The 7,825-nt window shown below is 67.7% G+C and carries 7 protein-coding genes and 1 pseudogene; 3 read left to right on the forward strand and 5 right to left on the reverse strand.

What is annotated here, in order from left to right:
- Together Mrose_RS17090 and Mrose_RS19520 are read left to right on the forward strand one after the other, a co-directional pair.
- Nucleotides 1-1,345, forward strand: a 1,345-nt coding sequence (locus Mrose_RS17090) for an HD-GYP domain-containing protein (protein ID WP_220452356.1), incomplete at its 5' end; no start/stop codon positions are given.
- A gap of 138 nt (nt 1,346-1,483) precedes the next feature.
- The gene (locus tag Mrose_RS19520; RefSeq protein WP_119280323.1) at nt 1,484-2,476 is read left to right on the forward strand and encodes a dipeptidase; all 993 of its coding nucleotides are present in this window, start codon (nt 1,484-1,486) and stop codon (nt 2,474-2,476) included.
- Between the two features lie 13 nt (nt 2,477-2,489).
- On the opposite strand, the gene Mrose_RS19525 is transcribed toward Mrose_RS19520, so the two are convergent.
- The 3 genes and pseudogenes from Mrose_RS19525 to Mrose_RS17105 all read right to left on the reverse strand — a co-directional run bounded on the left by Mrose_RS19525 (nt 2,490) and on the right by Mrose_RS17105 (nt 5,458).
- Complete coding sequence (locus tag Mrose_RS19525; protein WP_245970009.1) at nt 2,490-2,993, reverse strand: hypothetical protein; 504 nt, start codon at nt 2,991-2,993, stop codon at nt 2,490-2,492.
- 352 nt (nt 2,994-3,345) lie between these two features.
- Nucleotides 3,346-4,161 (reverse strand): annotated as a pseudogene (locus Mrose_RS19920) (tetratricopeptide repeat protein); the annotation flags it as partial.
- 79 nt (nt 4,162-4,240) lie between these two features.
- Nucleotides 4,241-5,458 carry a DUF4331 domain-containing protein gene (locus Mrose_RS17105; RefSeq protein ID WP_119280327.1) on the reverse strand — a complete coding sequence of 406 codons (1,218 nt, stop codon included), beginning with the start codon at nt 5,456-5,458 and terminating at the stop codon, nt 4,241-4,243.
- A gap of 172 nt (nt 5,459-5,630) precedes the next feature.
- Between Mrose_RS17105 and Mrose_RS17110 the strand changes: the two genes are divergently transcribed.
- A complete protein-coding gene (locus tag Mrose_RS17110; RefSeq protein ID WP_119280329.1) occupies nt 5,631-6,428 on the forward strand; it encodes a sulfite exporter TauE/SafE family protein in 798 nt (265 codons plus the stop codon).
- An 82-nt stretch (nt 6,429-6,510) separates the two neighbouring features.
- Here the strand turns inward: Mrose_RS17110 and Mrose_RS17115 are convergent, their stop codons facing one another.
- Both Mrose_RS17115 and Mrose_RS17120 read right to left on the reverse strand, forming a co-directional pair.
- Complete coding sequence (locus tag Mrose_RS17115) at nt 6,511-6,741, reverse strand: hypothetical protein (protein WP_119280331.1); 231 nt, start codon at nt 6,739-6,741, stop codon at nt 6,511-6,513.
- Nucleotides 6,742-6,765: 24 nt separating this feature from the next.
- Nucleotides 6,766-7,825 (reverse strand): class I SAM-dependent RNA methyltransferase (locus tag Mrose_RS17120; RefSeq protein ID WP_147371705.1); only part of this gene is annotated, 1,060 nt, incomplete at its 5' end.

Raw genomic sequence — 7,825 nt, forward strand, 5'->3', positions numbered from 1 at the left:
CTCCCACCCCCACGCCCAGCTCACCGCCCCCATGTTCGATACCCACGGCGAGCCTCTGGGCGTGCTGCACTCCGCTCGTGACCTGCCGGCGAGCTATACCCCGTTCGAGGAGCGGCTGCTGGGGCTGATCGCCAACGTGGCGGCCACCGCGCTCGAGCGCAGCCGCAAGAGCGCCCACCTCGAGCGCCAGCTGCGCGAGACTCAGGGCCTGCTGCACACCGTGACCGCGCTGGCGGTGGGCTCGGACGACCAGGCCTGGAGCGAGTTGCTGCGCTGCGCGGTGGAGATGGTGCCAGGGGCTGAGGGGGGCAGCATCTTCGTGCGTGAGGGTGAAACCTACAAGCTCGTAGCCCAGATGGGCTACGACGAGCGCCTGCTAGGAGCTAAGGTGGTGATGCCCATCCACCGCTACTGGCACCCCCAGCCCGATGCCTGGCTCAGCGGCGAACCCCGCATCGCCAAACAGGATTTCCTGCGCCAGGCAGCGCGAGTTCAGGATCAGTTCATGGACGCGGCCTCGGCCAGGCTGTTCGAGCAATGGGGACGCCTGGACGAAATCCGCTGTAGCCTGTGCCTACCGGTGGTGCTGGCAGGCGAGGTGCAGGGCTTCATCAACCTCGATAACTTCAGCGACGAGCAGGCCCTGGACGAGCGCTCCGTCCGGGCAGCCCGCAACTACGCCCTGCAAATCACCGCGCTGCTGGCGGCCCGACGCGAGCGCGAGGAGCGCGAGGCTGCCTACGAGGGCGCGTTGCGGGCTATCGGGGTGGCGCTTGAAGCCCGCGACCTCGAGACCGCCGGCCACACCGACCGGGTGGCCCTGCTGGCCGAACTGCTGGGCCAGGAGCTGGGGCTTGGCCCCACCGAGCTGCGCGATTTGCGCTGGGGAGCCTACCTGCACGACCTAGGCAAGCTGGCCGTGCCCGACAGCATCCTCATCAAGCCCACCGGGCTCGACAGCGAGCAGTGGCAGGTCATGCAATCCCACACCACGCTGGGCTACCACTTCACCCGCAACCTGCCCTTCCTGCCCGAGACCGCCCGGCTGGTGGTGCTGCACCACCACGAACGCTGGGACGGGCAGGGCTACCCCTCGGGCCTGAAGGGTCAGGACATCCCCCTGGCGGCCCGCATCTTCGCGGTGTGCGACGTGTTCGACGCCCTGGTCTCGCCCCGCCCCTACAAAGAAGCCTGGAGTACCGAGCAGGCCCTGGCCGAAGTGCGCTCCGGCGCCGGCAGCCAGTTCGACCCCACCGTGATCGCCGCCTTCGACCGCGTGGCGCAAAAGTACCCCGAGGCCCTGCGGCTGGAAGTGCTCGAGCCGGGAGCGACGCGGACGCGGTGAGCGGTCAGCCGTCAGCGGAAGGGTCGTAGCGTGTGGTTCGTCGAGGGTCTAGGGTCGAGGGCCGGGGCGTACGACGTAGGACATGCGTCTTGCGTAGGACATACGACCCGCGTCCGGCTATCGGCTATCCTTTAGACCATGATCGTCGATGCCCATCTCGACCTCGCCCACAACGTCCTGGACCTTGGACGCGACCTGACGCTGCCCCTGGCCGAACTGCGTAAGCGCGACGGTTACAAGGACATCCCCGTAGTGACGCTCCCCGCCCTGCGCGAGGGCGGCGTAGGGTTGTGCTTCGCTACGCTGTGGGCAGACCCCAAGAAGCACACCGACCCCCAGGCAGCTCACACGGCAGCCCGCGCTCAGCTCGAGGTCTACCGGCGCTGGGAGGATGCGGGCCTGGTGCGGATTATCCGCAGTACCGGCGACCTGCGATGCCACCAGGAGCGCTGGCCCGCCGACCGCGTTCCGGCGCTAGTGATCCTCATCGAAGGCGGGGAGTGTATCCGCGAGCCCGGCGAGGTGGCCTTCTGGAAGGCTGAAGGCGTGCGGCTGATCGGCCCAGCCTGGAACCGCACGCGCTACTGTGGCGGCACCCGCGAACCCGGCGGCCTCACCCCCCTTGGAGTCGAGCTGCTGCACGCCATGGACGAGGCCGGGCTGGCGCTGGACTTCGCCCACATGGACGAGCAGGCCTTCTGGGAGAGCTTAGAGGTCTTCCGCGGCCCCGTCTGCGCCACCCACGCCAACCCCCGCAGCCTCCTGGGCGGCGCCGACACCCCCTTCGCCAACCGCCACCTCTCCGACGCGATGATCCTGGCGATCGGGGAGCGCGGCGGGATGGTGGGGGCGGTACTGTTCAACTTCTTCCTGGACCACACCTGGAGCCGGGGCATGGAGCGGCTAAGCCTGCACGCCGTGCAGAAGCACCTCTACCACGTCGCCCGCCTCATCGGCTGGGACAAGGTGGGCCTGGGCTCGGATTTCGACGGCGGCTTCGGCATGAACGAAAACCCCGAAGGCTTGAACCAGCCGGGCGACCTGGCCAGGATCGGCGACTTGGTGCCAGCAGAAGCCCGCGAGGGGGTGCTGGGAGGCAACTGGCTCAGGTGGCTCGAGCGGTGGTTATAAGTATCTCCGCTGCTCACAGACGGTCGTCTGACAAGCTCACCGTGGGGTAACTTAGGTCTCTGGCAGCTCGAGTGCCCCCCACTCCCAGGAGCACCAACACCACCAGAAACAGAGCCAGGGTTATCCCGCTTAGGCCCAATGGCGTGATCAGGGCCCCCACCGCGCTCAGGGCCAGGGGGCGCAGAGCCTGGGCAAAGAACAGACGCACGCTGCCGACCCGTCCCCCCAGCACCGCGCCCAGCATCCCCAGCGCGACCAAAAAGCAGCCTAGTAGCAAATAGCGTAGTGCCAGGGGATTGGGAAAACTGCGAGCACCTAGCCAGAGCGTCGCGATCAGTTCGGTGTTGACCGTGACAGTATCGAACAGGCCCAGCCCCGCCGCCTGGGGGTCGGAGCCGAGCCAGGCTGGAAGCCGCATGCCGCTGAAGAAGCGCTCGGCAACTCGAGGCAGGAACAGTGCATTGTAGGGGTCGGTGAAGGCATTGACGCTCGAGACCACCAGGATAGTGCCCCACACCACCGCTCTCGAGCGCACGAACCCCAGCCCTGTCCTGATCTGCGCCCACCATCGCCTGAGCGCAGGTCCACTGGCGCCAGGGGGCGAGGCGCAATGCCTCGGGGAAGTCGGCCTGGCGGCCCCGCTCGAGCAACAGCCGGGCCAACTCGCGCCGGTGTCCGAAAGCCCCCTGCCCGATCTCACGACGCAACACCGACTCGGCCCGTTCCCAGGCCGCTTCCTCCCTGGGGCTTCCCTGCAGGCGGGCCAGCCGCGCGAGGCCGGTGTAGGCGGCGTGGTCGTAAAGCTGGTAGGTCTGCCGGTCCTGAGGAAGAATCCGCTGGTAGAGCTTTTCGGCGGCGCGGTAGCGGCCCTGGCGGGTCTCGAGTTCGGCCAGGTAGAGCAGCGCCAGCGGGTAGTTCAGCGCGATGCGCAGGGCTTCCTCCAGCAAGCCCCGAGCCAGCCCTGCCTCCCCATGCCGCAGGTGATAGCGCCCCAGCAGGCTGCGCGTGCGGGCGGCGCCATAGAAGTCGTCGGGCTCCTCGAGCGCGACGGCCTGCCGGAAGTCGGCGAGGGCCTGGGCGTCCTGGCCCTGGGCCAGCCGCACCAGGGCCCGCTGGACCAGGTGGCCCGGCGTGGGGTTTTGGGCCACGAGCTCCTCGGCGACGCGCTCAGCGGGCTCGAGCCGCCCCTGCGCCAGGTACACCGAGGCCAGGAGGGCGCGGGCCGCCGGGTTGCTGCGCCCCTCCTTCAGGATCTCACCGGCGATCCGTGCGGCGCCGCCGAAGTCGTGCTGGGCCTCGGCGATCTCGGCCAGCACCAGCAGGGCACCGGTGTTGAAGAAGGGCAGGGCCTCGAGTGAGCGCTCGGCGGCCTGCTGCGCCAGCAAATACCACGAACTCTGGCCCGTGACCCGCCCCTTCTTGAGGTAGACCCCGGCCAAAGCCGCCAGGTCTAGACCACTGTCTGGGTTGCGGCGCAGGCGCTCCTGGTAAAAGGCGATCTCGGCCTGGTAGGCGCTGCGGCGGGTCTGGGAGCGGGCCTCGAGCAAGCCCCCGAAGCGGTAGCGGTACGCCTCGGGCAGCCTCGGTCCCTCCCGCCAGGCCAACAGCCCCAGCCCCACGACTAGGCCTGCCAGGGCGAGGAATACGGCTATACGGTATCTGTGCAGGGTGTCAGCGAGGGTCATGGGCTTCTCCTTTTGCCTCAGAAACGCTGAAAACCAGCCGAGGTGAGCAGGTCTTCCCCGCTCACCCCGTGCTCTGGGCTCAGTTGGGGTCGGCCAGGTAGGGGAACTCGCCCAGCAAGGGCTTGTGCTTAGTGCCTCCGGCGTTGGGGCCGTCGTAGGAGACGTTGTCGCCCTTGACCGCGCCGTTGGAGAGCACCTGCAGGGTGATGTCGATCACGTCGTCCTTGAGCATGCGGCCCCGCACCGGGCTGCCGCGCTTGTTGAGGTCGTTGGCGTATCCGGAGGGCCCGGTGGTGTCGATGCGCATCACGTCGGGCAGGAAGGCGCCGAGCAGGGCGCTGATGCGCTCGGGCGAGTTGCCCAGCAGCTTGAGCACGGTGGAGATCTCGCCCACGATGGGGGCCGCCGCCTCACCCGCCGCCTTGTCGCCCGCCAGCACCGCCGCTTCGAAGTCGGGGCCCACGGCGTTGAGGGTGTTGAGGTAGTCGTTGGTCAGCAGCAGGCCCTCGTTGACGGCGGGGCGGGCCAGGCGCTCGACCTGCCTCCACTCGCCGGGCTTAGCCGGGTCGGGGATGGAGATGGTGGTCCACACGTCGAAGGTCTTGGCAATGGAGCCGGCGGTGAGCCACTCCATAGGCGCGCGCACCACGATGGAGTTGACGTTGTAGCCGGCGGTGAAGTCATGGCCGGGGCTGCGGAAGCCCACGCTGGGGCCCAGCCCGGCCAACCCCGCCCGCACCCGGAAGAACTGCTCGACGTCGAAGAAGAAGGGGTCCTCGCGCAGGCCAGCGAACACGCTGATCGCACCCCGATCGAGGGGAACCTGGTTGATGATGGGCTTGGCCGTGAGGGGCGTGGTCAGGATGGGCTTGCCGTCGGCGGTGGCCTTGACCGTGCGGGTCACCCCGGCCCGGCTGGCGGTGAGGGTGATGGATTGCTGGCCACTCTTGTCGGGGGCACCGAACTCGAGGCGGAAGAAGGCGTCGGTCTGACCGGTGGCCGGGTCGTCCTTGCCCAGCACGCGGGTGAGGCGGAACTCGTAGCGGGCGTTGGTGCTGAAGTAGTACTGCTGCCGCGCCAGCGAGCGGGGGTTGGTGTTCATCACGAAGATCAGGTCATCGGCCTTGGCCCTGGGGTTCTGGTCGATCTCGCGGAAGACGTAGAGGTCGGTGAGGTTGAGGGCCCTGGCCTTGGTGTCAGCCTCCCCGTCGTCGTGGTCGGAAGCGGCCACGAAGGCCCCCACCGCCGCCAGGCCGAGCGCCGCGCTCGCTAAGATTGCCTTGATGCTATTTCTCATGATCTGCCTCCTGAGGTCACATTCCCTTCCCTGGGTTTGCAGGAATGTTGTAGACCCCAAAGCGTGAAAAAGCCGTAAAAATCCAGGCTCGAGGCAGCAAACGTACGGTTAGGTCCGTCGAATTTCCGGGTGTAGAATTTTTAGATTCAAAATCTCATGGTATAACCCTGTTGTGAAGCTCTCGAGTCTTTGGATCGGGCTGGCGAGCGGGGCCTTTGGCGGGCTGGTGGGCCTGGGCGGCGGGGTCATCGCCGTGCCCCTGATGGTCAGCTTTCTCAAGCTAAGCCAGCACAAAGCCATCGCCACCAGCCTGGTCATGGTGGTCTTCACCGGCCTTACCGGAGCCCTCACCTACGCCACCCAGGGCTCGGTGGATTGGTTGGCCGCCCTGCTGATCTTTCCTACCGCAATGGTCACCGCCAACCTGGGGGCTCGCTACGCCAACGTCCTGCCGGAGTGGAAGCTCAAGCGGGTGTTCGGCTGGTATCTGGTGGCGATAGCCCTCAGCCTGATCCTCAAGCCCTACATCCCCCACGTCGAGGAACCCTTGCAGGGCTGGGTCCGGGTGATCCCGCTGGTGTTGACGGGAATGGCGGCGGGCTTCGCCTCGGGGCTGATGGGGGTTGGGGGAGGAACCATCATCGTGCCCATCATGGTCTTGCTGATGGGCCTCGAGCAGCACACTGCGCAGGGCACCTCGCTGCTGGCGATGGTCCCCTCGGCCATCGTGGGCTCGATCACCCACTACCGCTACGGCAACGTAGACCAGCCCATGCTGCCGGGCCTGATCGTGGGGATTCTAATCGGAGCCTTCGTGAGCAGCCTCGTCGCCAACCACCTGCCCGAGTTCTGGCTGCGCATGGTCTTCGCCGCAGTGTTGATCTGGACGGCAACCCGCTACGTCGGAGCTAGGCCCAAGAACACAGGAAAGCTGGAGGCTCCGGCCCCGGAAGGCAACGGCAAGGTCTAGCGAAAGGGCGAGCCGGTGGCTCGCCCCTACAAAAGGCCTCTTGCGTTCGACATGCGATGCGAGAGCTTAAGCCCGACCAGGCTCACTGCTCCTCGTCGTCCTCATCCTCCTCGTCTTCATCGTCATAGTCGTCATCTTCGACCTCTTCCACGTCGTCGAGGCTGTAATCGGTGATGGAGGCACCGTCGGCTACGACCTCGCCAGCCGCCGTGAACTGGATGCGGCCTTCTTCGTCGAGCTCGAGGGTCAGGTCGTCGAGGTCGGTGTCGTCGGGCACTTCCAGGCGCAGGGTGATCATGGCTTCGATTTCCATAGGCGTAAGGCTAAGGATAGCCGGTCACGCCAGCGTCAGCAAGCTCAGCACCTCGACGTGGTGGGTGTAGGGGTAGAAGTCGTAGGGGCGCACGAGCTGGGGCCTGTAGCCCTCCCGCGCCAGGCGCCCCACGTCCCGCGCCCAAGTGGCGGGGTCGCAGGAGATATAGAGCAGGCGGGCGGGGCGGGTCTCGAGCAGGGCCTGCACCGTCTGGGGCGAGAGCCCAGCCCTAGGTGGGTCCACAGCGACGAGGTCGGCGGCCCCCAGCTTGGCGAGTTCGCTCGCATCGCCCCGGTGGAAGCGCAGGTTGGCAACTCCCAGCCGGGCCTTGTCGGCTTCCCCTCGCTTCACCGCGTCCTTGCTGATCTCCACCGCCAGCACTTCCCCAAAGCCCCGCGCCAGGTGAAACCCCAGCACCCCGCTCCCGGCGTAGAGTTCCACTGCCCTCTCCCCCTCGCCCGCGATCCGGGCGGCCTCGAGGTACATCCGCCCCGCCGCCTCGGGATTCACCTGGGCAAAGCTCTGCACGCTGACGCTACAGAGCACGCCCCCAAAGTCCTCCAGCAGCGTCCCTGCCCCCCCAAGCGCCTGCACCCGCCCGCGGAAGCGCCCCGCGGGGTGGTCCTCAGCCCAGACCACGCCCACGACGTCCGGGCTCGAGCCCAGCAGCTCGCGGGCCACCGGCTGCAAGCGCTTGGGGTCGCCCCCGATGAGCCCCAGCAGCACCTTGCCCTCGTGCAGACTGCCGCGCAGGGCGACCTCGAAGCAGGCCAGTTGCAGCAGCTTGACCTGCTCGAAGGCCCGCACCAGTGGCGGGGCCAGCAGGGGGTCGCGCTCGAGCAGCCGCAGGTTGTGCGTCCCCGGCAAGCGGTAGGCCAGCCCCCCGCCTGGCATCACCGCGTACTGCGCCGCCGCCCGGTAGCCCAGGGGCCAGGGCGAGGGCTGGATGGGCTCGAGCGCCGCCTCCAGCTTGGCGATGCGCTCCAGAGCCTCCTGCACGAAACCAGCTTTGATGGGAAGCTGGGCTTCATAGGCCAGGGGAAGGTCCACCGAAGGGGGCCAGGGGCCTTCCTCGCGTTGGGGG

Origin of the sequence: Calidithermus roseus (genome assembly GCF_003574095.1) — a bacterium.
Classification (GTDB): Bacteria; Deinococcota; Deinococci; order Deinococcales; family Thermaceae; genus Calidithermus; species Calidithermus roseus.

Bases quoted from the DNA above. Each gene is read 5' to 3' on its own strand.
- Mrose_RS19520 (WP_119280323.1), top strand. From the start codon at position 1,484: ATGATCGTCGATGCCCATCTCGACCTCGCCCACAACGTCCTGGACCTT.
- Mrose_RS17105 (WP_119280327.1), bottom strand. From the start codon at position 5,458: ATGAGAAATAGCATCAAGGCAATCTTAGCGAGCGCGGCGCTCGGCCTG.
- Mrose_RS17115 (WP_119280331.1), bottom strand. From the start codon at position 6,741: ATGGAAATCGAAGCCATGATCACCCTGCGCCTGGAAGTGCCCGACGAC.